18 protein-coding genes are annotated in these 23,496 nt (G+C 71.2%); 11 read left to right on the forward strand and 7 right to left on the reverse strand.

Annotated features, from left to right (window positions below):
* Positions 1-187 precede the first annotated feature (187 nt).
* The 4 genes from LTT61_RS13920 to LTT61_RS13935 all read left to right on the forward strand — a co-directional run bounded on the left by LTT61_RS13920 (position 188) and on the right by LTT61_RS13935 (position 10,443).
* The gene (locus tag LTT61_RS13920) at positions 188-6,577 is read left to right on the forward strand and encodes a type I polyketide synthase (RefSeq protein WP_233020377.1); all 6,390 of its coding nucleotides are present in this window, start codon (positions 188-190) and stop codon (positions 6,575-6,577) included.
* A 28-nt stretch (positions 6,578-6,605) separates the two neighbouring features.
* Complete coding sequence (locus LTT61_RS13925; protein WP_233020378.1) at positions 6,606-8,000, forward strand: condensation domain-containing protein; 1,395 nt, start codon at positions 6,606-6,608, stop codon at positions 7,998-8,000.
* Entirely contained in the window at positions 7,997-8,677 is a 681-nt protein-coding gene (locus LTT61_RS13930) for a hypothetical protein (protein ID WP_233020379.1), read from the forward strand. Before LTT61_RS13925 ends, LTT61_RS13930 begins: the two co-directional genes overlap by 4 nt.
* Positions 8,678-9,549: 872 nt before the next feature.
* The gene (locus LTT61_RS13935) at positions 9,550-10,443 is read left to right on the forward strand and encodes a phosphotransferase enzyme family protein (RefSeq protein ID WP_233020380.1); all 894 of its coding nucleotides are present in this window, start codon (positions 9,550-9,552) and stop codon (positions 10,441-10,443) included.
* On the opposite strand, the gene LTT61_RS13940 is transcribed toward LTT61_RS13935, so the two are convergent.
* From LTT61_RS13940 to mca, 4 genes are all read right to left on the reverse strand, one after another.
* Positions 10,444-11,709 carry a hypothetical protein gene (locus tag LTT61_RS13940; protein WP_233020381.1) on the reverse strand — a complete coding sequence of 422 codons (1,266 nt, stop codon included), beginning with the start codon at positions 11,707-11,709 and terminating at the stop codon, positions 10,444-10,446.
* Between the two features lie 180 nt (positions 11,710-11,889).
* On the reverse strand, positions 11,890-12,492 hold the full coding sequence (locus LTT61_RS13945; RefSeq protein WP_233020382.1) for a TIGR03086 family metal-binding protein: 603 nt from the start codon (positions 12,490-12,492) through the stop codon (positions 11,890-11,892).
* Between the two features lie 126 nt (positions 12,493-12,618).
* Positions 12,619-12,903, reverse strand: coding sequence for a hypothetical protein (locus tag LTT61_RS13950; protein WP_233020383.1), 285 nt, complete (start codon positions 12,901-12,903; stop codon positions 12,619-12,621).
* The gene (gene mca, locus LTT61_RS13955) at positions 12,903-13,787 is read right to left on the reverse strand and encodes a mycothiol conjugate amidase Mca (RefSeq protein WP_233020384.1); all 885 of its coding nucleotides are present in this window, start codon (positions 13,785-13,787) and stop codon (positions 12,903-12,905) included. The genes LTT61_RS13950 and mca overlap by 1 nt, the downstream gene beginning before the upstream one ends.
* Before the next feature lie 137 nt (positions 13,788-13,924).
* Between mca and LTT61_RS13960 the strand changes: the two genes are divergently transcribed.
* Positions 13,925-14,428, forward strand: a complete 504-nt coding sequence (locus tag LTT61_RS13960; protein ID WP_233020385.1) for a DUF4307 domain-containing protein — start codon at positions 13,925-13,927, stop codon at positions 14,426-14,428.
* A gap of 253 nt (positions 14,429-14,681) precedes the next feature.
* Positions 14,682-15,173, forward strand: a complete 492-nt coding sequence (gene greA, locus LTT61_RS13965; protein WP_233020386.1) for a transcription elongation factor GreA — start codon at positions 14,682-14,684, stop codon at positions 15,171-15,173.
* Positions 15,174-15,287: 114 nt separating this feature from the next.
* On the opposite strand, the gene LTT61_RS13970 is transcribed toward greA, so the two are convergent.
* Complete coding sequence (locus tag LTT61_RS13970) at positions 15,288-16,433, reverse strand: cystathionine gamma-synthase (protein ID WP_233020387.1); 1,146 nt, start codon at positions 16,431-16,433, stop codon at positions 15,288-15,290.
* A gap of 75 nt (positions 16,434-16,508) precedes the next feature.
* Between LTT61_RS13970 and LTT61_RS13975 the strand changes: the two genes are divergently transcribed.
* Both LTT61_RS13975 and LTT61_RS13980 read left to right on the forward strand, forming a co-directional pair.
* A complete protein-coding gene (locus tag LTT61_RS13975; protein ID WP_233020388.1) occupies positions 16,509-17,708 on the forward strand; it encodes an acyl-CoA dehydrogenase family protein in 1,200 nt (399 codons plus the stop codon).
* A gap of 157 nt (positions 17,709-17,865) precedes the next feature.
* A complete protein-coding gene (locus LTT61_RS13980; protein WP_233020389.1) occupies positions 17,866-18,285 on the forward strand; it encodes a DUF4254 domain-containing protein in 420 nt (139 codons plus the stop codon).
* Between the two features lie 3 nt (positions 18,286-18,288).
* On the opposite strand, the gene LTT61_RS13985 is transcribed toward LTT61_RS13980, so the two are convergent.
* A complete protein-coding gene (locus LTT61_RS13985) occupies positions 18,289-19,677 on the reverse strand; it encodes a cystathionine beta-synthase (RefSeq protein WP_233020390.1) in 1,389 nt (462 codons plus the stop codon).
* Between the two features lie 88 nt (positions 19,678-19,765).
* Between LTT61_RS13985 and LTT61_RS13990 the strand changes: the two genes are divergently transcribed.
* From LTT61_RS13990 to LTT61_RS14000, 3 genes are all read left to right on the forward strand, one after another.
* Positions 19,766-20,227, forward strand: a complete 462-nt coding sequence (locus tag LTT61_RS13990; RefSeq protein WP_233020391.1) for a hypothetical protein — start codon at positions 19,766-19,768, stop codon at positions 20,225-20,227.
* Positions 20,228-20,304: 77 nt separating this feature from the next.
* Positions 20,305-21,207, forward strand: coding sequence for an SGNH/GDSL hydrolase family protein (locus LTT61_RS13995; RefSeq protein ID WP_233021009.1), 903 nt, complete (start codon positions 20,305-20,307; stop codon positions 21,205-21,207).
* Positions 21,208-21,256: 49 nt separating this feature from the next.
* Positions 21,257-22,477, forward strand: coding sequence for an acetyl-CoA C-acetyltransferase (locus LTT61_RS14000; protein WP_233020392.1), 1,221 nt, complete (start codon positions 21,257-21,259; stop codon positions 22,475-22,477).
* A 59-nt stretch (positions 22,478-22,536) separates the two neighbouring features.
* On the opposite strand, the gene LTT61_RS14005 is transcribed toward LTT61_RS14000, so the two are convergent.
* Positions 22,537-23,415: a Bax inhibitor-1/YccA family membrane protein gene (locus tag LTT61_RS14005; RefSeq protein ID WP_233020393.1), complete on the reverse strand. Its 879-nt coding sequence runs from the start codon at positions 23,413-23,415 to the stop codon at positions 22,537-22,539.
* Positions 23,416-23,496 lie beyond the last annotated feature (81 nt).

The following is a 23,496-nucleotide window of genomic DNA, read 5'->3' on the forward strand; positions in this document are numbered from 1 at the left end:
GCCCCCCGATTCGACCGGTTCGAGATTCCACAACTGATTCGGGACCGTGTTGTGAACTGTCCCTGAAACATCGAGCGGCACCTGTGAGCGTGGTTACGCTGACCCCAGTCGCCAGCTGCGTTGGCCATTTTCACGAGTCGCCCGGAAATCGGTGGCGCTCGAATCAATCCGGCTCGGGAGGATATGCATGTCGGATATCGCGATCGTCGGCATCGGTTGCCGTTTCGCAGGAGGAATCGACTCACCGGACACTTTCTGGGATTTCGTCCTGGACAAGCGGGACGGCGTCGTGGAGATGCCGGCGGACCGATGGGACTACCGCCGCTACTACGACCCGGAGCCGCGCACGCCGGGGCGCAGCTACACCAAGCACGGCGCCTTCATGACCACCGATCCGTGGGAGTTCGACCCGGACTTCTTCGGCATCTCGCCGCGCGAGGCCACCGTGCTCGATCCGCAGCAGCGGCTCATGCTCGAGGTCACCTGGGAGGCGCTGGACGACGCCGGGATCGCGCGGCACGCGGCGGGCGGCCCGGTCGGCGTGTACGTGGGCGGTTTCGTGGTGGACCAGTCGGTGATCGGCGTGGTCGGCCCTGCGTTGTTCCACACCGACATGCACACCCCGGCGAGCGCCTCGTACACCATGCTCTCCAACCGAATCTCCTACGCGCTCAACCTGGTCGGGCCCGCGATCACCGTGGACACGGCCTGTTCGTCGTCGCTGGTCGCCTTCCACCTGGCCTGCCAGGCGCTGACGAACGGCGACTGCGAGGTGGCGCTGGCGGGCGGCGTGAACGTCATGCTGCAGCCGGAGACCTTCGTCCTCATGTGCAAGGGCGGCTTCCTCGCGACCGACGGCCGCTGCAAGTCCTTCGACGCCTCCGCCGACGGCTACGGCCGCGGCGAGGGCGCGGGCATGGTGGCGCTGAAGAAGCTGGACGACGCGGTCCGCGCCGGCGACCGGATCTACGCCGTGGTCAAGGCGACCGGCTCGAACCAGGACGGCCGCACCACCGCGATCACCGTGCCGAACGTGGATTCGCAGGAGTCGCTTGCCCGTTCGGTGTGCGTGCGCTCGGGGCTGGCCCCGGAGTCGATCACCTACGTGGAGGCGCACGGCACCGGCACCCTGGTCGGCGACCCGGTGGAGCTGCGCGCGCTGGGCCGGGTCTTCGGCGCGCCGTCCGGGCGCACCGAATCGCTCGGCGTCGGCTCGGTGAAGTCGACCATCGGGCACACCGAGGCGGCCGCAGGCGTCGCCAGCGTGATCAAGGCCGCGCTGGCCATCAGGCACAGGACCATCCCGCCGCAGGGCTGGATCGACAAGCCCAACCCGGACATCCCCTTCGACGAGCTCGGGCTGCACGTCCAGACCGAGGCCGAGCCGCTGCCCGCCGCCGCCCCGCTGATGTCGGTCGCGGTCAACGGCTTCGGCTACGGCGGCACCAACGCGCACGCCATCCTGCAGGAGTACCGCCCCGCCACCGTGCTCGAGCCTGCCCGCGAGCCGAAGCACTACGGCGTGCTGCCGATCTCGGCCCGCGGCACCGCGGCGGCCCGCGCGCTGGCAGGCCGCTTCGCCGACCTGATCACCGGCGGCGCCGACCCGGCCCGGCTGGCCGAGGCCGCCTGGACCCGGATGGCGCACCACCAGCACCGCACCGGCATGCTGCTCGGCGACACCGACGACCTGCTGCGCGAGCTGCGCGCCTTCGCGGGCGGCGAGGGCAGGGACGCGGTGCGCACCATCGTGGCCCGCACCACCGAGCCGGTCTTCGTCTTCTCCGGCATGGGCCCGCAGTGGTGGGGCATGGCGCGCGAACTGCTCGGCGCCGACGGCGCTTTCGCCGCGGCGGCGCAGGAGATCGATGACGAGTTCCGCGCGCTCGCCGGCTGGTCGATCATCGAGGAGCTGCGCAGGCCCGAGGAGGAGTCGCGGGTCGGCAGCACCGAGGTCGCGCAGCCGGCGAACTTCCTGGTGCAGGTGGCGCTGGTCCGGGAGCTGGAGCGGTACGGCATCGCGCCCGCCGCCATCGTCGGGCACAGCGTCGGCGAGGTCTCCGCGGCCTACGTCAGCGGGGTGCTCTCGCTGCGCGACGCCGTGCTGGTCGCCTACCACCGCGCCCGGCTGCAGGCCACCACCGCGGGCACCGGCGGCATGCTCGCCGTCGGGCTCAGCCCCGACCAGGCCCGCGAGCTGGTCGAGAACGATCCGCGGGTCGATATCGCCGCGATCAACAGCGCGACCTCGCTCACCCTCTCCGGCGATGTCGACCGGCTGGACGAGATCGCCGAGAAGCTCACCGAGGACGGCGTTTTCGCGCGCCGCCTGCGGGTCGAGGTGCCCTACCACAGCCGGCTCATGGACCCGATCCTGGCCGAGCTGCGCTCGGTGCTTGCCCAGCTCGACCCGCGGCCGCCGACGATCCCGCTGTACTCCTCGGTCACCGGCGACGAGGTGACCGGCCCGGACTGGGGCGCCGAGTACTGGTGCGCCAATGTCCGCGAGCCGGTGCGCTTCGCCGACGCCGTCGCGAAGCTGATCGCCGAGCGGCGGGTCTTCCTCGAGGTCGGGCCGCACCCGGTGCTGTCCGGCAATATCCGGGAGATCCTGCTCGGCGCGGACGTGAACGGCACCACGGTGCCGACGCTGGACCGCAAGCAGCCCGACTCGGACAGCCTGCGCCGCACCCTGATCGGGCTGTACGGCGCAGGCGTGCTCGACCTGGAGGCCCTGTTCCCGGCCGAGGACGGCGCGGTCCCGCACACGCCGCTGCCGCGCTACCCGTGGCAGCGCACCCGGCTGCACTCCGCGCTACCGCTCTTCGAGCAGGCCAGGCTCGGCACGCCCGGCGGCTACGCCATGCTCGGCGACCCGGACGTCGAGGGGCGGCCGGACTACCTGCTCCAGGTCGGCACCGAGCTGCTGCCGTGGCTGGCCGACCACGTGGTCAACAACATCAAGATCATGCCGGGCGCGGCCTACCTCGACGCCGCGCTCAGCGCCACCGCGAAGCGGCTCGGCGTCGACCGGGTCGCGCTGGAGCAGGTGCGCTTCGTCGCGCCGCTCATCATGGGCGCGCCGGACACCCCGCTGCTCGCGCTGACCATCGAGGAGGCCAGCGGCCGCTTCGTGATCCGCTCCCGCTCGGCTACCGGCACCGCGTGGACCCTGCACGCCACCGGCCGCACGCTGACCGGCAGCCACCGGCAGACCAAGGTCGCGGTGCCGGAGATCGCGGTCGGCGTCGACGTGGACCCGGCCATGTTCTACTCCGGGCTGGCCGCGGCCGGGCTGCAGTACGGCCCCGCCTTCCGGCGGGTACTCACCGCCCGCGTCGGGCAGGACGCGGTGGTCGCCACCGTCGACGGCTCGATCGCGGCCGGCTCCGGCCACCTCGCGCACCCGGCGGTGGTGGACGCGGCGATGCAGACCGCCGCGCTGCTCTTCGCCGAGTCCAGGATCGACGAGGGCACGCTGGTGCCGGTCGGGGTCGCGGCGGCGCGCATGGTCGCGCCGCTGCCGGAGCGGGTCACCGTGGTCGCCAGGCGCGACCCCGGGGCCAGGCTGCGCGCCGACGTCGACCTGCTCGACGACGACCACAACCTGGTCATGCGGCTGAGCGGGCTGCAGATCGGCGCGCTCACCCCCGGCCAGGACCCCCTGCGCCGGATGGCCGACTTCTTCTACGTCGAGACCATGGAGCAGCGCGACCCGCTCGACCCCACCGCGCTGCCGCAGGATTCGGTCAGCACCGTGGTTGTCGCGCTCGGCGGCAGCAACAGCAGGGCCGAGGCGCTGGCCGAGACGATCCCCGGCGCCCGGCTGCACCTGGCCGGGCTGCCCGGTGCGGAGCCGGCCGCCGGGCTGGCCGAGACCCTCGCGGCCACCCGCGCGGACGGCACCGAGCGGCTGCACGTGGTCGTCGTCGCGGGCCCCGCCGAGGACGACGTAGCCCAGCTCTGGACGCTGGAGCAGGTCGCGGTCGCGATCGACGCCTTCGCGCACCCGGCCGAGACCGAGCAGCGCGGCATCGGCGACGTCTTCGGCGACGGCGAGTGCCACGTCACCCTGGTCACCGAGCGCGCCTTCGCCATCCCGGACAACCCGGCGCTGCCCGACCCGAAGCAGGCCGCGCTGGCAGGCGCCCGCCGCGTGCTGCTCAACGAGCAGACCACGCTGCGCTGGCGGCTCATCGATGTCGAGCCCGCCACCGAGACCGCCGACCTGGTCACCGAACTGGCGGTCCCCGGCGCCTTCTGGAACGACAACCTGGACGAGGTCGCGCTGCGGTCGGGCACCCGCTGGGCCCCGCTGGTGACCAAGCCGCTCCCGGACCGCCTCGAGGCGCTGGACACCCCGGCCCCGCTCACCGACCCGGAGGCCAACTTCGGGCTGGAGATGCCGCGGACCAGGGTGCTCTCCGCGCTGGCCTGGCGCGAGTGCCCGCGCCCCGACCCCGCGGCCGACCAGGTCGAGGTCAGGATGAAGGTCATCGGGCTGAACTACAAGGACCCGCTCAAGGTGATCGGGCTGCTCGGCGAGCGCGAACTGGCGCCCACCTACTTCGGCACCGTGCCTGGCATGGAGGGCGTCGGCGAGGTGGTCCGGGTCGGCTCGGGCATCACCGACATCGCCGTCGGCGACCAGGTCGCCATCGCCACCAAGGGCATGATGCAGCGGTACGTGCTGGTGGACCGGAACCGGGCCATCCCGCTTCCCCCCGACGCCGACCCCGGCTACTGCACCAGCACCATCGCCTTCGGCACCGCCGAGTACGCGCTGCACGACCTGGCCCGGCTCCAGCCGGGCGAGTGGGTGCTGATCCACGGCGCGGCGGGCGGCGTCGGCACGGCGGCCATCCAGGTCGCCAAGGATCGCGGGGCCCGGATCATCGGCACCGCGAGCACCGACGAGCGCCGGGCGCACGTGCTCGCGCTCGGCGCCGAGCACGCCATCGACTCCCGCTCGCTGAACTTCGTCGACGACGTGCTGGAGATCACCGGCGGCACCGGCGTCGAGGTGGTGCTGAGCAGCGCGCCCGGCGAGATCCTGCGGCAGAACTTCAACGCGGTGGCCGAGTTCGGCCGCATCGCCGAGGTGGGCAAGGCCGACATCTACACCGGCGGCCTGCTGGAGCTGGCCAACTTCGACAAGAACGTGGCCTACTTCTCCATGGACCTGGACCGCCTGGTCGCGGTGGACGCGCAGCGGCTCATCTCGCTGCTGCGGCGGGTCTACGAGAAGGTGCTCGCGGGCACCTACACGCCGCTCCCCTACCGGCTCTTCGAGACCGACGAGGTGGCGAGCGCCTTCGAGGAGACCATCCGCTCCACCGGGCTGCGCCGGATCGCGCTGCGCGTCGACTCGCCGCTGCCCGCCGTCCGGCCGTACCTGCCCGAGGTCGAGTTCGACGCCGCCGGAACGTATCTGGTGACCGGTGGCTTCGGCGGCTTCGGCATGGCGATCGGGCGCTGGCTCGCGCTGCGCGGCGTGCGCCGGCTGGTCCTGATCAGCCGCAGCGGCCCGACCACCGACGAGGCGCACCGGCAGCTGGAGGCCTGGCACGCGGCGGGGGTCGAGGTGATCGACGAGCGGGCCGACGTCACCGACGCCGCCGCGGTCACGGCCGTCGTCGCCAGGGCGCACACCGCCGAGCACCCGCTGCGCGGCGTGTTCCACGCGGCGGGCTCGGTGGCGGACAACCGGCTGGCCGCCATGACCTACCGCGAGCTGGACATCGTGTACCGGCCCAAGGTGCACGGCGCCCGGGTGCTGCACCGGGCGGTCGCGGATGCCGGGATCACCCTCGACATGTTCGTGCTCTGCTCCTCCGGCGGCTCCATGTACGGCATCTACGGCCAGTACAACTACTGCGCCGCCAACGTCGCGGTGGAGACCATGGCGCAGGAGTGGGCTCGGGGCGGCGAGCGGGCGCTCTGCGTCGGCTGGGGCCACCTCTCCGGCGCCACCGGCGGCATGGCGGCCGACGAGACCGCGGTCAAGTACCTCGACCTGGTCGGCTTCGACCCGCTCGACATGGCCGACGCGACCGCCTACCTGGAGCAGACGCTGCGCCTCGGCGACCCGAGGGCCGGCATCATCCCCACCGACTGGTCCAAGCTGACCGGCACCTTCCCGCAGCTCACCCGGACCGGCCGCACCATCGCGCTGGCCCAGGTCTCGGCGAAGGACACCTCGGAGCTGGCCCAGCTGCGCGCCGAGGTGGCCGCCATCGAGGAGGGCAAGCGCGGCGCCTTCGTCGCCCGCAAGATGGCCGAGGAGCTCGCGGTCGTCATGGGGGTGCCGGTGGAGTCCATCGACATGACGGTTCCCGTCCCCGAGCTGGGGCTGGACTCGCTGATGGCGGTTGAGCTCGGCGCCAGGGTCACCAAGACCCTCGGCATCGACCTGATGTCGCTGCAGATGGGGCGCTCGTTCAGCCTGGAGCAGGCCGGGCCGAAGGTGGCCGAGCTGATCCTGGCCGCGGAGTCGGCGAGCGGCGGCGGGCTCGACCCGTCCACGCTGATCGCCGAGGCCGCGGCCGAGCCGGTGCCGGTGGGCGCGCCCTCGTGACCGGCACCCGTCGAAACGAGGTGGCAGCGTGGTCGAATTCGGCCTGATCGACGACTGGGCACCGGCGCCGGGCCGGCTGACCACCTGGACCGCGGCACCGGAATCGGTGGCGCGGGCCGGGCTGGCGCCGCCGCACCCGGCCCCGCCCTCGCACCAGCAGGAGCAGTACCTGAGGGCGGCCGCCCAGCACGCCGCGGCGGAGTTCCGCTACGCCGGGCTCTGCCTGGTGACCGCGGAGATCCCGACCGGCGAGCTGAACCGGGCGGCCATGACCACCGCGGTCAACGCCTTCCTGCGGCGGCACGACACCTTCCGGAGCTGGTTCCGGATCGAGGGCGGCGCCGTCCGGCGGCACCTGGTGCCCGCCGACGACGTCGAGTTCGTCCCGGTCGAGCACGGCCGGGTCGACGACCCGGCCGCCGTCCGGGAGCACGTGCAGAAGACCACGCCGGGCCCGTTCGAGTGGGACTGCTTCACCTTCGGCGCGATCGAGCGCGCGGAGTCGACCACCGTCTACCTCGCCGTCGACCACCTGCACACCGACGGCTTCGGGCAGTACCTCTCCGGCTTCGACCTCGCCATGCTCTACACCCGCGAGGTCTGGCCGGACGCCCCCGACATGCTGGAGCCTGCCGCCAGCTACCTGGCCTACTGCACCGCCGAGCGCGCCTACACCGGCCAGATGTCGCTGACCTCGCCCGGCGTGCGCAAGTGGCTGGAGCTGATCCGCGGGAACGAGGGCAGGCTGCCGTCGTTCCCGTTGGCACTCGGGAAGCGAACAGACGGCTACAACCGCAGCGCGCACCGCACGGTCACGCTCTTCGACGAGGAGACGGCATCCCGCTTCGAGCAGCGCTGCCGGGCGAACGGCGCCGAGTTCGTCGGTGGCATCTTCGCCGCCGCGGCGCTGGTCGAGCGGGAGCTGATCGACAGCGACTACTACTTCGGCATGACCCCGGTGAGCACGCGCGGCAGCCTCGCCGAGCGCGCGTCGGTCGGCTGGTACGTGACGCTGCTCCCGGTCGCCTTCCCGCTCGGGGCGACCTCGTTCGACCGGGTGGTCAGGCTGGCCCAGCACGCCTACGAGAACGGGCTCCGGCTGGCGCCCACCTCGTTCCAGCGGGTGGTCGAGCTGCTGCCCGCCGACTCCGACCTCGACCTGAAGCCGGGCTGGTCCTGCCCGATGATCTCCTTCGTCGATGCCAGGGAGCTGCTCGGCAACGAATTCTTCGACGCCGCCTCGGCCGGGCTCTACGCCAACCGGGCCGCCTCCGAACAGGTGCTGATCTGGATCAATCGGCTGGCGGGTGCGACCACGCTGAGCGTCATCTACCCGGACACGCCGGTGGCGCACGAATCGGTGGAGCGCTACGTCGCGGTGCTGCGGCGGGTCTTCGCGGCGGCGGCGGAGGGGAAGCCGTGATCGACACCGTGTTCCGCGACCCCGGCATCCCGGACGGGGAGAAGTCGGTCTACGCCGTCCGGGTGGCGAACCAGCCGTCCGCGCTGGAGCTGGTCAGCGCGATCGGGCACGACACCGACGGCTACCGCTCGATCATCCAGGTCGGCTCCGGGGAGTTCGCGGTGACCGTCGAGCAGCGCTTCCAGCGGGTCGGCGACCGGCTCAGGGCCGCGAGCTACCGGGCCGAGACCAGGTCCGGCGGGACCGTGGTGAGCCGGGAGGAGGCGAACTTCGTCGGGACCACGCACCTGCAGTTCGGTGGCGGGGTCGCGCCCTTCCCGGCCGATCTCATGCCGCTGGCCGGCGGGCTCACCCTGCTGCGCGGGCTCGAGTTCGCCGAGGGTTCGGAAGAGGACCTGGCGCTCTGGCTGGCCTTCTCGGTGCACATTCCGGTGAGCGCCAGGGTGGAGCAGCGGGCGGTGATCGAGGTGCCCGCCGGGGAGGTCGAGTGCTGGCAGGTGCGGCTGCGGCCGCGGCTCTCCGGGTTGAACGCGCTGCTGGAGAAGATGCTCAGCGGGTTCCTTCCGCCCGCGGTGGCACACATCGAGGTGGCGGCGCCGCACCGGATGATCCGCTTCGGGTTCCCCACCGGGCCCATGCCGTGGGATCCGCGCGGGACGATGGAACTGGTCTCCTAGTTCGTCCCTGTTCGCGACTCCGCGCCGGCCGAACCGGTGCAGGGTTTCGGCACGTCCGGGTCTGAACCCGGCGCCCGGGCCAGACCAACGCCCACGCCCGGCACACCCGCCACTCCAGCACGGAGGTTGGTCAGGGCTCCTCCGATGGGTCGTCGTCGCGGGTTGATGCGGGCCACAGCACCGCCAGCGCCAGCACGACCAGGGGCAGGCCGATGACGATCACCCACCCGATTGCGATCACGACCAGCTCGTCTGTTCCAGGTACGCCACGGCCATGGAGTACCGGGGGCAGCGATGCCCTGCGTGGATGGCCATCAGATGGTGAGCATGGGACCGCCCACGCAGCGGGTCCGTCCACTTGCACGCGGCTGGATAGATGTCCAGCCGTCGCAGCCCGGCGGCCACGCGGCGCAATGTCTGCGAATCAGTGAGCCAATTCATCGCGTTCCCCTGTCGCTACTTCCCGCCCGGACCCCGACCGGCCACCGCCGGGAACTCGAATTCGCCTGCGAGGGTGGCTGTTTGACAGAAACCCGGTGTGCAGGCGTGCATTGAAGGGTCAGTTTGGGCGGTACGGTTACGCCATCACCGTGGTGGAGCAGTCCGGCGTGTCGCTAGGTAGCAGCTAGTAGCACCGCCCGCCCCGGTAGCACCGGCCCGTGCGTGGCGCGGGGGCACACAGATGTCGGGGTGGGCGTGAAGGGCGAGGAGATAGAGCGCGCGGTTGATCCGTGCCCACGCTGATCGCAGCCTCGACCCCGCTCGGTTGAGCCGGAGGCGGCATTCCTCGTTTGCGCCCCTGCGGGGATTGCGTACTCACGTCTCGCACCAGCCACGGGGAGGCCGCTCCCCGGCCTCCTAGGCTGGGGCGCGTGGCCGGTTCCCCGTTTCTGCCCGAGACCGTTGAGAATACGTTGCACGAGGCGTGCCGCCGAGCTGGCCTCGACCCGAAGGGCGCGATGCTGCTGCGGTTGGGTGAGAACGTGCTCTACCAGCTGGTTTCGGCACCAGCGGTGGTCCGGATCGCGCGACGAGCAGAGTATCGAGTGGACGTCCGCAAGGAGATTTCGGTAGCCGGCTGGCTCGCTTCGCAGGGAGTCGCGGGCGCGACGGTCTTCGAGACCAGATGTGCGCAACCGCTCGATGTCGACGGATTCCCTGTGACGTTCTGGGCGACGCTGCCGGGCCGCCCCGGTGACGAGGACGACTCGCGCGCACTGGGTGAACTGTTGCGCACCTTGCACAGTTTGGAGCGACCTGCGTTCGATCTGCCCGAGGTCCGGCCATTTCCCCGGGTGGCGGCCCGGTTGGCTACAGCGCCGATTCCGGGTGCCGACAGCGACCTGCTGCGCGAGCGGATGGCTCACCTCGAGCGGGATCTGGCTTCGCTACATTTCCGGCTGCCGTCGGCGGCGGTGCACGGAGACGCACACGTCGGCAATCTGATGATCGTCGACACTGGGCCGGTACTGATCGACTTCGAGGCGTTCGCGTGGGGTCCGGCGGAGTGGGACCTGGCGAAGATCGCGGCAGAGTACAGCGTGGGAATGGGGGATCACCGCCACTACGGCGACTTCGCCACCGCGTACGGCTACGACGTCACCACCTGGTCGGGCTGGCCTGTCCTACGGGAAGTCCAACTGGTCAAGATGGTGAGTTGGCTCGCCCAGAACGTCGAGCATTCCCGGCAGATCCATGACGAGTACCGCAAGCGGATCGAGACCATCCGCACCGGTGTCCTGGCCGCACCATGGCAGGGATTCTGATCAGGAAGTCGGCATACGGTGGCGGCGAAGGCCCTCATGGAACGCGTCGAAACGACGATGCCCGGCGATGTGATGCGGCACCCGCTGACGAAAATCACTGACGTAGCGATCGAAACGCGCCGAAAGTAGTCCGGTCGAGCGAGCGAGTGCCGTGGTGGCCAGCGTGCTCGCCGTGTCGAGGTCCCCGGCGAGCACCGCGACATCAGAGGCGACCATCCCCAGAAACGCGGCAGTACGCGCCGGCGTGCTGTCGACGACAGCCGCTTCGAGGGCTTGGGCGGCTTCGATCGGCATGCCGAGGTCACGGAAGCAATGAGCGGAATCGCCAGCCAATTCCGATCCGTCGTAGTAGGCGATCCAGGCCGGTTCGTTGCTGCGACGGACTTGAATCAACTGTTCGGCACGCACGATGGCCGCGACGGTCGCACGGCGGTCGGACAGGCTCGCCAGAGCACGCGCTTCCATCATCACGCACATCGTCTCCACGACCGCGCTTCCGCCGTGGTACGTCGATGTGCGCGCGGCACGCGCGTACATCAAGGCGTCGTCGAAACGGCCGAGGAAGTTCGCCTGATGTGACAGATTGCCCAGCATCTGTGCACCCAGCAGACGATCCCCTGCCTCCTGCGCGAACCGCAACGCCTGCACGAAGTACCGCGACGCAACGGCATGACGGCCCGCGTCATAGCTGCTCCATCCCAGAAGCTGGACTGTCTCGGCGGCAGCCGCGAAGACCTCCCGGCGGGCCTGTCCCGAGTGAACAGCGTGCAGTACCGGAACCACATCGGTCCTGAAGAACTCGAGCAGACCGGGGCGGACATGTCCTCCGCCATGCTCGAAATCCTGCGCCGTGATCTCGGCGACGACATCACGGATGCGTTGTGCCGCCCCGACACCGAACACCGGCTCGGGCCGGACGCGATCCGGGGAGTCTCCGAACAAATACCCGGTGACAACCTGTGACGCCGCGATTCCGGTCAACGGTGCCGCCCGCAGGTCGCCCATGGCCGTATCGTCCAGCGCTGCCAGATCATCGAGCAGATCGATCGCATCGACAACATCGCGTTGGTAGGCCGTGCCCTGACTGATCGGATCACCGCCATACGGAATCGCCAGGACCCGGGACAGCAACCTCGAATGGAACTCATCGGGACGAACCCTGTCGTTCTCCCATCGGGAGATCGCGATACGCAGGCTCGGAGCGGACATCAGGCTGTGACCTTGCTCGGCCGCGGCCGAGGTGAGCGCCGCGATCAGCACCGGCACCGGCCATCCCCGCGCCTTCCGGGCCTCCCGAATGCTCTCGCCCCGCATTCCCACCCCAGTGTCGATTGCCGTTACAGCTGGCCAACACCTGCTACTGCCTGGTGACACCGAACGCCTCGGCACACGGTACCGCGATGAATCACCTACCCACCCATGAACCAGGTGCGGTGCGACCGAGTGTCAGAACCGGCGGCCGGTGTAGGCGAGCAACCGCAGGTGGCCGGGGGCGTCGTCGGCGACCGGCACCGCCGCGTCGAACCACCCCGGCTGCCGGTAGAGATCCAGCCCACCAGCACCGAGAACGGCCTCGAGCAGCGCGGCACAGAGCGCGTCGTCGGCGAGGTCCGGCCGCCCCACGGCCAGCGCGAGATCGGTCCCGTGCACCGTGAGCTCGAGCAGGTGCGCGAGCGCCGCGCTCGGCCCCGGCAGCTCACCGAGCGGCGTGGGCACCGCGCGCTCCAGCGCGTCCGGCCGGCTCCAGGCCGCGCGGTCCAGCTCGGCCGCGGTGGCGAAGGCGCCCTGCGGGTCGGAGCCGAGCACGTCCTCCGGCAGCTCCGCGTCGCCGGTGATGTCGCTGAGCGCCGCGACCGACCCGTACATGACGGTGACCAGGTGGTCGAGCAGGGTGTGCACGTCCCATTCGGCGCAGAGCGTGGCCGCGCCGAGCGATCCGGGTTCCAGCGCGGCGACCGCGGCACCCGCGGTGTCCAGTGCCCGGTCGATCGCGGCGACCACCGTCTCCGTCTCGATACGGCCGATCGCGGGGTCCTGCACACGGTTCATGGGAATCCTTCTGGTCGATCGAGGCGATGCTGCCCGGAATACACACCGCTCACCAATGGAAACCCGAAATTGTGCGGCGCGCACCGAACAGCCGCCCGGGTTGACAAGGCAGGCCGGGATTGTCGGTCAGCCCGACCCTTCGCGCCGCTTCTCGCCCGGTTCCGGCTCGGTGCGGGCGATGCCGTGCTCGGTGCCGTCGTCGGCATCCTGGTCCGGCTCCGGATGTTCCGGCTCGAAGGTCGCCGGCAGCCCCTTGATGTGCCGGTTCATCGACCGGATCAGCAGGAACGTCCCGGCGAGCAGCACGAGCACGATGATCAGCCCGAGCGGCGACGCCTTGCCGAACTCGGGGCCGGTCGGGGTGCCCGGCGTCTGCGCGAGCACCTCGGTGAGCAGCGGTAGCGCGGACATCACCGGTGCTCGTCCCCGATCCCGGCGAACAGGTCGTGCTCCGGGAGCGCGGTCTTGACCCTGGTCTGCGCGAGCTCGAACTCCTCGGTCGGCCAGACCCGCTTCTGCAGGTCGAGCGGGATCGCGAAGAAGGCGCCGTTCGGGTCGATCTGGGTGGCGTGCGCGAGTAGCGCGCCGTCGCGCTGCGGGAAGTACTCCGAGCACTCGATCTGGGTGGTCACCCGCGACATCACGTCGCCGCGCTCCACCGCGTACTTGCGCGAGCGGTCCAGCCACTCCTGCAGCGGGAAGGGCTCGCCGAGCCGGTCGTACTCCTCGGCGAAGCGCTCCAGCCTGCGCAGGCTGAACCCGTGGTTGTAGTAGAGCTTGAGCGGGGTCCACGGCTCGCCCGCGTCCGGGAACCGCTCCGGGTCGCCCGCCGCCTCGAACGCGGCCACCGAGACCTCGTAGCAGCGGATGTGGTCCGGGTGCGGGTAGCCGCCGGTCTCGTCGTAGGTCGTCATCACGTGCGGCCGGAACTCCCTGACCACCCGCACCAGCGCCTCGGTCGCCTCCTCCAGCGGGACCAGCGCGAAGCTGCCCTCCGGCAGCGGCGGCAGCGGATCACCCTCGGGCAGACCGGAATCCACGAAGCCGAGCCAGGTCTGGCGCACCCCGAGCGCAGCCGCGGCGGCGGCCATCTCCTCGCGCCGGATCTCGTGGATCCGCTCCAGCACACCGGGGGTGTCCATGGCCGGGTTGAGGATGCTGCCCGCCTCGCCGCCGGTCAGCGTGACCACGAGTACCTCGTTGCCCTCGGCGGCGTACTTGGCCGTCGTCGCGGCGCCCTTGGATGACTCGTCGTCGGGGTGCGCGTGCACCGCCATCAGCCGGAGGCCACTCACGTCCCGTTCACTCCGCTCACCGTCTACCTCGCGCTCTCCGCCGTCTCGTCTCGGTGCCGTGAGGAACCCGATCCTCGCTTACCTATAGTTCCATTCAAACCCCGCTGTATTCCGACCACCCCCGGGAGCGTCCGACGATGACCGACTCGAGCTCGCGAGCAGGCGCGGAGCCTGACCCCGCGACGCAGGCGGAGATCGCCGAGGCGCAGCGGCGCCGCGCGACGCGCCGGGCCGAGCGCTACGGCGGATCGGGCCGCACCGGGCCGGGGCGCGGGCGCGCCGTCGCGGCCGGGCTCGGGGTGCTCGTCGTCGCCGCCGGGGTCGGCGTCGGCTTCCTCGGCTACCAGAAGTTCGGCCCGAAGGACGTCGAGGCCGAGCAGCTCGGCTACGTCGTCGTCGACGATTCCACGCTCGACCTGCGGATCAAGGTCACCAGGGCGGACCCGGCGCAGCCGGTGGTCTGCATCGTCCGGGTGATGTCGCGCGACGGCGAGGAGACCGGGAGGCGCGAAGTGCTGGTCACTCCGTCGGTGCACGGCACCGTCGAGGTCGCCACCGTGATCCGCTCCTCGGAGCGGCCCGCCTCGGGCAGCGTCTACGCGTGCTCGACCACCGTCCCGGGCTACCTGCGCGCGGACTGAACCTGATATAGCCGCGCAAAATCGACTTGACCTGCATATTTGTGAGTCATGCTAGAATGGCCTGACACACGGTTCCGGAACCCGGAGCCGTGTTTGCTGCATTGGCGGCCAGCGCGAGGCATTCCGGAAGAGCACGACACCCTCCGATCGCGTCCAGCCGTCGGCCGATGCGTGCCCGCCTGCCCCGGTGGGTACAGCAGCGGTGTTCAGGGAATCCCGGCGCGCCGGGAACAACTACTAGGGAGTGATCGAGATGACCGAGAATGTGACCTGGCTGACCCAGGAGTCGCACGACAGGCTCAAGAGCGAACTCGACGCGCTCATCGCCAACCGTCCGGTCATCGCCGCCGAGATCAACGAGCGCCGCGAGGAAGGCGACCTCAAGGAGAACGGCGGCTACCACGCGGCGCGGGACGAGCAGGGCCAGCAGGAGGCCCGCATCCGGCAGCTGCAGGAACTGTTGAACACCGCCAAGGTCGGCGTCGCCCCGACCAAGTCGGGCGTCGCGCTGCCCGGCTCGGTCGTCAAGGTCTACTACGACGGCGACGAGGGCGACACCGAGACCTTCCTGATCGCCACCCGCGAGGAGGGGCTCGGCCACTCCGACCTGGAGACCTACTCGCCGAACTCGCCGCTCGGCGGCGCGCTGATCGACGCCAAGGTCGGCGAGACCAGGGAGTACAACCTGCCCAACGGCAACACCATGAAGGTGACGCTGGTCAGCGCGGAGCCCTACCACAGCTGAGCCGCTCCGCGGGGGCGCGGAGCGCCGCGGCCCCGCGCTACCGCGCCTGCCGCCCGAACAGCAGCGGCCGCACCCGATACTCGAGTGCGGCCGCCGGTTCATGTTCGTGCTCCCCTACTGCGCGAGCGCCTGCTCGACATCGGCGAGCAGGTCGGCAGCGTCCTCGATGCCGACCGAGATGCGCACCAGGTCGGCCGGGACCTCCAGCTGCGAGCCCGCGGTTGAGGCGTGCGTCATGGCGCCCGGGTGTTCGATCAGCGACTCGATCCCGCCCAGCGACTCCGCCAGCGTGAAGACCTTCGTCCCGGCGCAGAAGCGGCGCGCCGCCTCCTCGCCGCCGCGCAGCCGCACCGAGAGCATCCCGCCGAAGCGCCGCATCTGCTTGGCCGCGACGCCGTGCCCGGCGTGCTCGGGCAGCCCCGGGTAGATGACGGTCGAGATGGCCGGGTGCCCGGCGAGGAACTCGGCGATCAGCTCGGCGTTGTCGCAGTGCCGCTCCATCCGCAGCGCCAGCGTCTTGGCGCCGCGCAGCGTGAGGTAGGCGTCGAACGGGCCGGGCACCGCGCCCGCGCCGTTCTGCAGGAAGGCGAACTTCTGGTCGATCTCGGCGTCGTCGGTGACCAGCGCGCCGCCGATCACGTCCGAGTGTCCGCCCAGGTATTTGGTGGTGGAGTGCAGCACGATGTCGGCGCCGAGGGTCAGCGGGGTCTGCAGGTACGGGGTGGCGAAGGTGTTGTCGACCACCAGCAGGGCGCCCGCGGTGTGCGCGACGTCGGCCAGCGCCGGGATGTCACCGATGGTGAGCAGCGGGTTGGTCGGGGTCTCGACCCAGATCAGCTTGGTGTTCGGGCGGACGGCGGCGCGGACCGCGTCCAGGTCGGCGATGTGCGCGGGCGAGTGCTCGATGCCCCACTGCGTGAAGACCTTGTCGATCAGCCGGAAGGTGCCGCCGTAGGCGTCGTCGGGGATGACGATGTGATCGCCGGGGCGCAGCAGCGCCCGCAGCGCACAGTCGGTCGCGGCCATCCCGGAGGCGAAGGCGCGGCCGTACCGGCCGAGCTCGAGGGCAGCGAGGTTTGCCTCCAGCGCCGTGCGGGTCGGGTTACCGGTGCGGGCGTACTCGTACCCGCCGCGCAACCCTCCCACCCCGTCCTGGGCGAAGGTCGAACTCGCGTAGATGGGTACGTTCACCGCGCCGGTCTGCGGGTCCGGCTCGAACCCGGCGTGCACGGCGCGGGTGGAGAATCCCAGCTCGCTCATGGCCCCAGCCTAGAACCGGGCACCGGCGTCCCATTTTCGGGGGGTGCGTCTGCCCGCCTGGTTACGCTGGCCGGCATGGCGCCCGACACACCCGTGACCCTGGACGAATTGTTCGCGACCGATGCCCTGCTGCAGCCGGAGGAGCGGGAGATCCGCGACACCGTCGCCGCCTTCGCGGCCAGGCGGCTGCGCCCGCACGTGGCCGACTGGTTCGAGGCGGGTACCTTCCCGGCCCGCGAACTCGCCCCCGAGCTGGGCGAACTCGGGCTGCTCGGCATGCACCTGGACGGCTACGGCTGCGCCGGGCTCTCCGCCACCGCCTACGGCCTCGCCTGCCAGGAGCTGGAGGCGGTCGACTCCGGCATCCGCAGCATGGTCTCGGTGCAGGGCTCGCTGGCCATGACCGCCATCCACCGCTACGGCTCCGAGGAGCAGAAGCAGCAGTGGCTACCGGGGATGGCCGCGGGCGAGCTGCTCGGCTGCTTCGGGCTGACCGAGCCGGACTTCGGCTCCAATCCCGGCGGCATGCGCACCCGCGCGAAGCGGGACGGCGACGACTGGGTGCTGGACGGCGCCAAGATGTGGATCACCAACGGCTCGGTCGCCGACGTCGCGGTGGTCTGGGCCTACACCGACCCCGAGGAGGAGGGCGGGCGTCCGGTGGTGCGCGGCTTCCTCGTCCCGACCGACGCCCCCGGCTTCGTGGCGCGGGAGATGCACCGCAAGCTCTCGCTGCGCGCCTCGATCACCGCCGAGCTGAACTTCGACGGGGTCCGGCTGCCCGCCGACGCGGTGCTGCCCGGCTCGCGCGGGCTCTCCTCGCCGCTGGCCTGCCTCGGCGAGGCGCGCTTCGGCATCGTCTTCGGCGCGCTCGGCGCGGCCCGCGACTGCCTCACCGCGACGATCGAGTACTCGCGCAGCCGCGAGGTCTTCGACAAGCCGCTCGCGGCCTATCAGCTCACCCAGGCGAAGCTCGCCGACCTGGCGCTGGAGTACGGGAAGGGGCAGCTGCTCGCCATCCACCTCGGGCGGCTCAAGGATCGCGGCGAGCTGACCGCGGAGCAGGTGAGCGCGGGCAAGCTGAACAGCACGCGGGAAGCCATCGCGATCGCCCGCGAGTGCCGAACCATCCTGGGCGCCAACGGGATCACGCTGGACTACCCGGTGCTGCGGCACGCCAACAACCTGGAGTCGGTACTCACCTACGAGGGCACCGCCGAGGTACACCAGCTCACCCTGGGCAAGGCCCTCACCGGGAGCAACGCCTTCCGCTGAGCACAGTGTTACGAAGCGTCATCGCGGGGCCACTCCGCGGTCACCCGATAGCCCGAAATGTCCCGCATCCTGGAACGACCACGCTCCACCGGTCGTTCCAGGAGGTGCACCATGTGCACACTGCCGTTCCCTCTTCCCGCTACGCCGGGAGCCCCCGATGCGCGATGCTGAACTCCCGGACCGCCGAGAACTCTTAACCGCCTTCGCTTCTCCCGCCGAAGCGGGCGACGACCCGGTGATCCGATCGGCCGCGCTGCTCGCCGAGCTGCACCGGCAGCGGCATATCGATCCGCTGGCCGCGGCCGGAATCGACTGCCGCCGAGCCGAACTCGTCGCCGCCGTGGACCGCTGGACCAGCGCCGCCCGGCCCGCTCGGGTGCGCGGCGTCTCGCTCGGCGCGCTGCTGGACCGGATGGCCGCGGCGCACGTGCACGCCGGGCACCTCCTGCACAGCTGCGACAAGGTGGCCGAGACCAGGGTGCACGCCGCCTGGTACCGGCTCGCCACCCTCGCCGACGAGTGGAGCGACCTGGTCGCGGGCTACCTGCCGGAGCGCAGCACCGCGAGCAGCCGCTGACCCCTACTTGCCGATCGCACCGACGCTGAGGAACCCGAGCAGGTCGTGCCTGGTGATGACGCCGACCGGCTTGCCCTCCTCGACCACCATCAGCGCGTCGGTCTCGGACAGCGCCTTGGTGGCGGCCGAGATCGGCTCGCCCGCGCCGATCAGCGGGAACGAGGCGCTCATGTGCTCGGCCACCGAGTCGGTGAGGTGCGCACGCCCCTCGAACACCGCGGAGAGCAGGTCGCGCTCGGAGACGCTGCCCGCCACCTCGCCCGCCATCACCGGCGGCTCGGCGCCGACCACCGGCATCTGCGAGACGCCGTACTCGCGCAGGATCTCGATGGCGTCGCGCAGGGTCTCCGACGGGTGCGTGTGCACCAGGTCGGGCAGCTCACCGGACTTGCCGCGCAGCACGTCGCCGACGAACGGCTCGGCCCCGCCGTCCAGCCGCTCGCGCAGGAAGCCGTAGGAGCTCATCCACTGGTCGTTGAAGATCTTGGAGAGGTAGCCGCGGCCGCCGTCCGGCAGCAGCACCACCACGACGGCGTCCGGGTCGCGCCGCGCCACCTCGATCGCGGCCACGACGGCCATGCCGCAGGAGCCGCCGACCAGCAGCCCCTCCTCGCGGGCCAGCCGCCGCGTCATGTCGAAGGAGTCGGCGTCGGAGACCGCGATGATCTCGTCCGCGACCTCCGGGTCGTAGGCCGACGGCCAGAAGTCCTCGCCGACGCCCTCGACCAGGTACGGCCGCCCGGTGCCGCCGGAGTACACCGAACCCTCCGGGTCGGCGCCGATCACCTTGACCCGCCCCTCGGAGACCTCCTTGAGGTAGCGGCCTGCGCCGGTGATGGTGCCGCCGGTGCCGACACCGGCGACGAAGTGCGTGATCTTCCCCTCGGTGTCGGCCCAGATCTCCGGGCCGGTGGTCTCGTAGTGGCTCTGCGGCCCACCGGGATTGGAGTACTGGTCCGGTTTCCAGGCGCCGTCGATCTCGCGGACCAGCCGATCCGAGACGCTGTAGTAGCTGTCCGGGTGCTCCGGCGCGACGGCGGTCGGGCAGACCACGACCTCGGCGCCGTACGCGCGCAGCACGTTGCGCTTGTCCTCGCTCACCTTGTCCGGGCAGACGAAGACGCACTTGTAGCCGCGCTGCTGCGCCACCAGCGCCAGCCCGACCCCGGTGTTCCCCGACGTCGGCTCCACGATGGTGCCGCCGGGGCGCAACTCGCCGGAGTGCTCGGCGGCCTCGATCATCCTGACCGCGATCCGGTCCTTCGAGCTGCCGCCCGGGTTCAGGTACTCGATCTTGGCCGCCACCAGCCCGGCGTTCGGCCCCACCACCGAGTTCAGCCGGACCAGCGGGGTATTGCCGATCAGGTCGACGACGTGCTCCGCGATGCGCATAGCTCCATCGTTGCAGAAGCCGCCGGGCCGTGCCTCTCCGCGTTCCGCTCCGCGCCCGCGCCGCCCCGAGCCCCTAGGATCGGACGGCATGAGGAAGCTCACCATCGCCCGTGCCGCCACCGTCCTGGCCGGGGCGGCCGTGGCGACGACGCTCGGGGCCGGGGCGCAGGCCGCCGCGGCCACCGTCGAGTTCCCGCAGGTGCCGACGCTGGCGCGCGGCGGGCTGTGCTGGACCAGCGTGCGCACCTGGGCCGACACCAGCCCGCAGTATCCGGGCCGGGCGATCCTGAACATGCGGGCCGAGCCGGTCTCCGGGGTCGGCCCCGGCATCTACCCGTTCGCCCCGCTCTGCGAGGTCCGCACCACGATCGCGTGGCGCAACCTGAACAGCGGCGCGACCGGGGTCTACGAGAACCTGGTGGTCACCGGGATCTACGGCAGCATCCAGTACGCCCTGTTCCAGGACACCGGGCCGGGGCGGATCGAGGTCACCGTGACCACCGACAACGCGAGCGTCCCCGCCCGCGGCACCTTCGACGTCGCGGGCTGACCGTTCCCCGGAACGGCATCGGCGCCACCGCTCGGGCCGCCCGGTTTGTAGAATGCACAAACGTGGGTGTACCTCGCATGGGTTGGCGTACCGCCGCCGCGACGGGAGCGGGCGCGGTGCTCGCCGGTTCCGGTGCAGGCACGGCCTGGTGGTTCGGGTACCGCATGCTCATGGCGCAGGCGGGCGCGGCGCGCGGCGTGATCGGCCGGGACAGCTCCAAGCCGCCCGAGGCCGACGGCATCTACGCCCCCGGCGGCGAGCCGCCGCAGCGCTGGCGCGCGGGCCGCGAGTTCGACCTGCACCTGATGATCTTCGGCGACTCCACCGCCGCCGGGCTCGGCGCGTTGAGCGCCGAGGAGGTGCCAGGCGTCCGGCTGGCCCGCGGCTTGGCCGAGGCGACCGGCAGGCGCATCCGGCTGAGTACCAAGGCCATCTCCGGCGCCACCTCCAAGGGGCTGGCCGGCCAGGTGGACGCCATGTTCGTGGCAGGCCCGCCGCCGGACGCCGCCGTCATCCTGGTCGGCGCGAACGACGTCACCAAGAAGCACTCGATCCGCGCCTCGGCTGCCAGGCTCAGTGCCGCGGTGACCCGGCTGCGCGCGGCGGACAGCGTCGTCGTGGTCGGCACCTGCCCGAACCTCGGCATCGTCACCGCGATCGCGCAGCCGCTGCGCGCGGTGGTGGAGAACTGGAGTATCCGCCTGGCCAGGGCCCAGACCGCGGCCACCCGCGCCGCGGGCGGCCACCCGGTCCCGATGGGCAACCTGCTGGCGCCGCGGTTCCGCGAGGCTCCCGAGCTGCTCTTCGCCGCCGACGGCTTCCACCCCTCGGCCGCCGGCTACGCGCTGGCCGCCGAGCACCTGCTGCCCGCGCTGCTGACCGCGCTCGGCGTCGAGGCCGGGCTGCTGCACCAGGCCGAGGCGCCGGACGCGGCGGCGCCCGGCGCGCGACGCCTTCCGGACCGAGCCCGTGCCACGTAGATTTCTTACCGGCGAGTAACCGAATTCGCACCACGACAAAGGAGTCCTCATGCCAGAGGCCGTCATCGTTTCGACCGCGCGCTCCCCGATCGGGCGGGCCCGCAAGGGCTCGCTGGCGGAGCTGCGGCCGGACGATCTCACGACCCAGGTCGTGCGCGCCGCGCTCGACAAGGTGCCCGCCCTCGACCCGGCCACGATCGACGACCTGATCGTCGGCTGCGGCTCCCCCGGCGGCGAGCAGGGCTTCAACATCGGCCGCGTGGTCGCGGTCCAGCTGGGCTACGACACCCTGCCCGGCACCACCGTGCACCGCTACTGCGCCTCCTCGCTGCAGTCCACCCGGATGGCGTTCCACGCCATCAAGGCGGGCGAGGGCGACGTCTTCATCTCCGCGGGCGTGGAGACCGTCTCCCGGTACGTGAACGGCTCCGCCGATTCCTGGCCCAACACCCAGAACGGGGTCTTCGCCGAGGCGCAGGCCCGCACCGCGAAGACCGCCGAGGGCGGCTCCGGGATCTGGCACGACCCGCGCGAGGACGGGCTGATCCCCGACGTCTACATCGCCATGGGCCAGACCGCGGAGAACGTCGCCACCTCCACCGGCATCACCCGCGAGGAGCAGGACCGCTGGGGCGTGCGCTCGCAGAACCGCGCCGAGCAGGCCATCGCCGCGGGCTTCTTCGAGCGCGAGATCACCCCGGTCACGCTGCCCGACGGCACCGTGGTCAGCACCGACGACGGCCCGCGCGCGGGCGTCACCTACGAGGCGGTCTCCGGCCTCAAGCCGGTCTTCCGCCCCGACGGCACCGTCACCGCGGGCAACTGCTGCCCGCTCAACGACGGCGCCGCCGCCCTGGTGATCATGAGCGACACCAAGGCCAAGGAACTCGGCCTCACCCCGCTGGCCCGCATCGTCTCCACCGGCGTCTCCGGCCTCTCGCCGGAGATCATGGGGCTGGGCCCGATCGAGGCGGTCAAGCGCGCGCTGGCGCTGGCGGGCAAGACCATCGACGACATCGACCTGGTCGAGATCAACGAGGCCTTCGCCGTCCAGGTCCTCGGCTCCGCCCGTGAGCTGAAGATCGACGAGGACAGGCTGAACGTCTCCGGCGGCGCCATCGCGCTCGGCCACCCGTTCGGCTCGACCGGCGCCCGGATCACCACCACGCTGATCAACAACCTGCAGACCCACGACAAGCAGTTCGGGCTGGAGACCATGTGCGTCGGCGGCGGCCAGGGCATGGCGCTCATCATCGAGCGGCTCAGCTGAGTTAGAACGCGAAGCGGGGCGGTCACCGACCGGTGACCGCCCCGCTTACGTCGGTGTGACTAGTCGCTCTGGAAGTAGCTCAGCAGCCGCAGGATCTCGACGTAGAGCCAGACCAGGGTGATGGTCAGGCCGAAGGCAACGCCCCAGGCCGCCTTCTCCGGCGCCTGCGCGCGGATCAGCTGATCCGCGGCGTCGAAGTCGAGCAGGAAGCTGAACGCGGCGATCGCGATGCAGACCAGGCTGAAGATGATGGCGATCGGGCCGCCGTCCCGCAGGCCGAGGCCGCCGTCGATGAAGAAGCTCGCGACCAGGTTGCCCAGCGCCAGCACCACGACGCCGATCAGCGCGCCGACGATCATCCGGGTGAAGCGCGGCGTCACGCGGATGGCGCCGGTCTTGTAGACGACGAGCATGCCGGCGAAGACGCCGAAGGTGCCGAGCACCGCCTGCCCGATCAGCGCACTGCCGCCCGCGCCACCGAACTCGATGTCGGTGAACATGAAGGACAGCGCGCCGAGGAAGACACCCTCCGCCACGGCGTAGGACAGCACGATGGCCGGGTTGTCCATCTTGTTGCCGAAGGTCGCCACCAGCACCAGGACCAGCCCGATGAGACCGCCGCCGATCACGAAGGCGGGCGCCAGCGAGGTGTTGGCGTTGGTCAGGGCGTAGGAGATGACGGCGGAGACGGCGAGCACCGCGAGGGTGATGCCGGTCTTGGTCACCACGTCGTCGATCGTCATCGACCTGGTGGCCTGCGGCGCCTGGTACTGCGGCGCCTCACCGTACTGCTGCGGCGGGTACTGGCCGTGCGGCTGCTGCTGTTGCTGCTGGCCGAACTGGCCGGCACCGGCTACGCCGGAACCGAAGTTCGCGTAACCGCCCACTCCCTCCTGCCGAGGCAGGCGCCGGAAGACTGGATTGGAGGAGGTACGCAAGGGATCCCTTTCTCGAGTCCGGATCGCGTCTACTGCTGGTCCGTACAACGCCCGCCCCCCGGAAACAGTTCCCGGTCAGCG

Origin of the sequence: Nocardia asteroides, from assembly GCF_021183625.1 — a bacterium.
GTDB lineage: Bacteria > Actinomycetota > Actinomycetes > Mycobacteriales > Mycobacteriaceae > Nocardia > Nocardia asteroides_A.

Bases quoted from the DNA above. Each gene is read 5' to 3' on its own strand.
- LTT61_RS13920 (WP_233020377.1), top strand. From the start codon at position 188: ATGTCGGATATCGCGATCGTCGGCATCGGTTGCCGTTTCGCAGGAGGA.
- LTT61_RS13945 (WP_233020382.1), bottom strand. From the start codon at position 12,492: ATGAACCGTGTGCAGGACCCCGCGATCGGCCGTATCGAGACGGAGACG.
- LTT61_RS13950 (WP_233020383.1), bottom strand. From the start codon at position 12,903: ATGTCCGCGCTACCGCTGCTCACCGAGGTGCTCGCGCAGACGCCGGGC.
- LTT61_RS13960 (WP_233020385.1), top strand. From the start codon at position 13,925: ATGACCGACTCGAGCTCGCGAGCAGGCGCGGAGCCTGACCCCGCGACG.
- greA (WP_233020386.1), top strand. From the start codon at position 14,682: ATGACCGAGAATGTGACCTGGCTGACCCAGGAGTCGCACGACAGGCTC.
- LTT61_RS13970 (WP_233020387.1), bottom strand. From the start codon at position 16,433: ATGAGCGAGCTGGGATTCTCCACCCGCGCCGTGCACGCCGGGTTCGAG.
- LTT61_RS13975 (WP_233020388.1), top strand. From the start codon at position 16,509: ATGGCGCCCGACACACCCGTGACCCTGGACGAATTGTTCGCGACCGAT.
- LTT61_RS13980 (WP_233020389.1), top strand. From the start codon at position 17,866: ATGCGCGATGCTGAACTCCCGGACCGCCGAGAACTCTTAACCGCCTTC.
- LTT61_RS13985 (WP_233020390.1), bottom strand. From the start codon at position 19,677: ATGCGCATCGCGGAGCACGTCGTCGACCTGATCGGCAATACCCCGCTG.
- LTT61_RS13990 (WP_233020391.1), top strand. From the start codon at position 19,766: ATGAGGAAGCTCACCATCGCCCGTGCCGCCACCGTCCTGGCCGGGGCG.
- LTT61_RS13995 (WP_233021009.1), top strand. From the start codon at position 20,305: ATGGGTTGGCGTACCGCCGCCGCGACGGGAGCGGGCGCGGTGCTCGCC.
- LTT61_RS14000 (WP_233020392.1), top strand. From the start codon at position 21,257: ATGCCAGAGGCCGTCATCGTTTCGACCGCGCGCTCCCCGATCGGGCGG.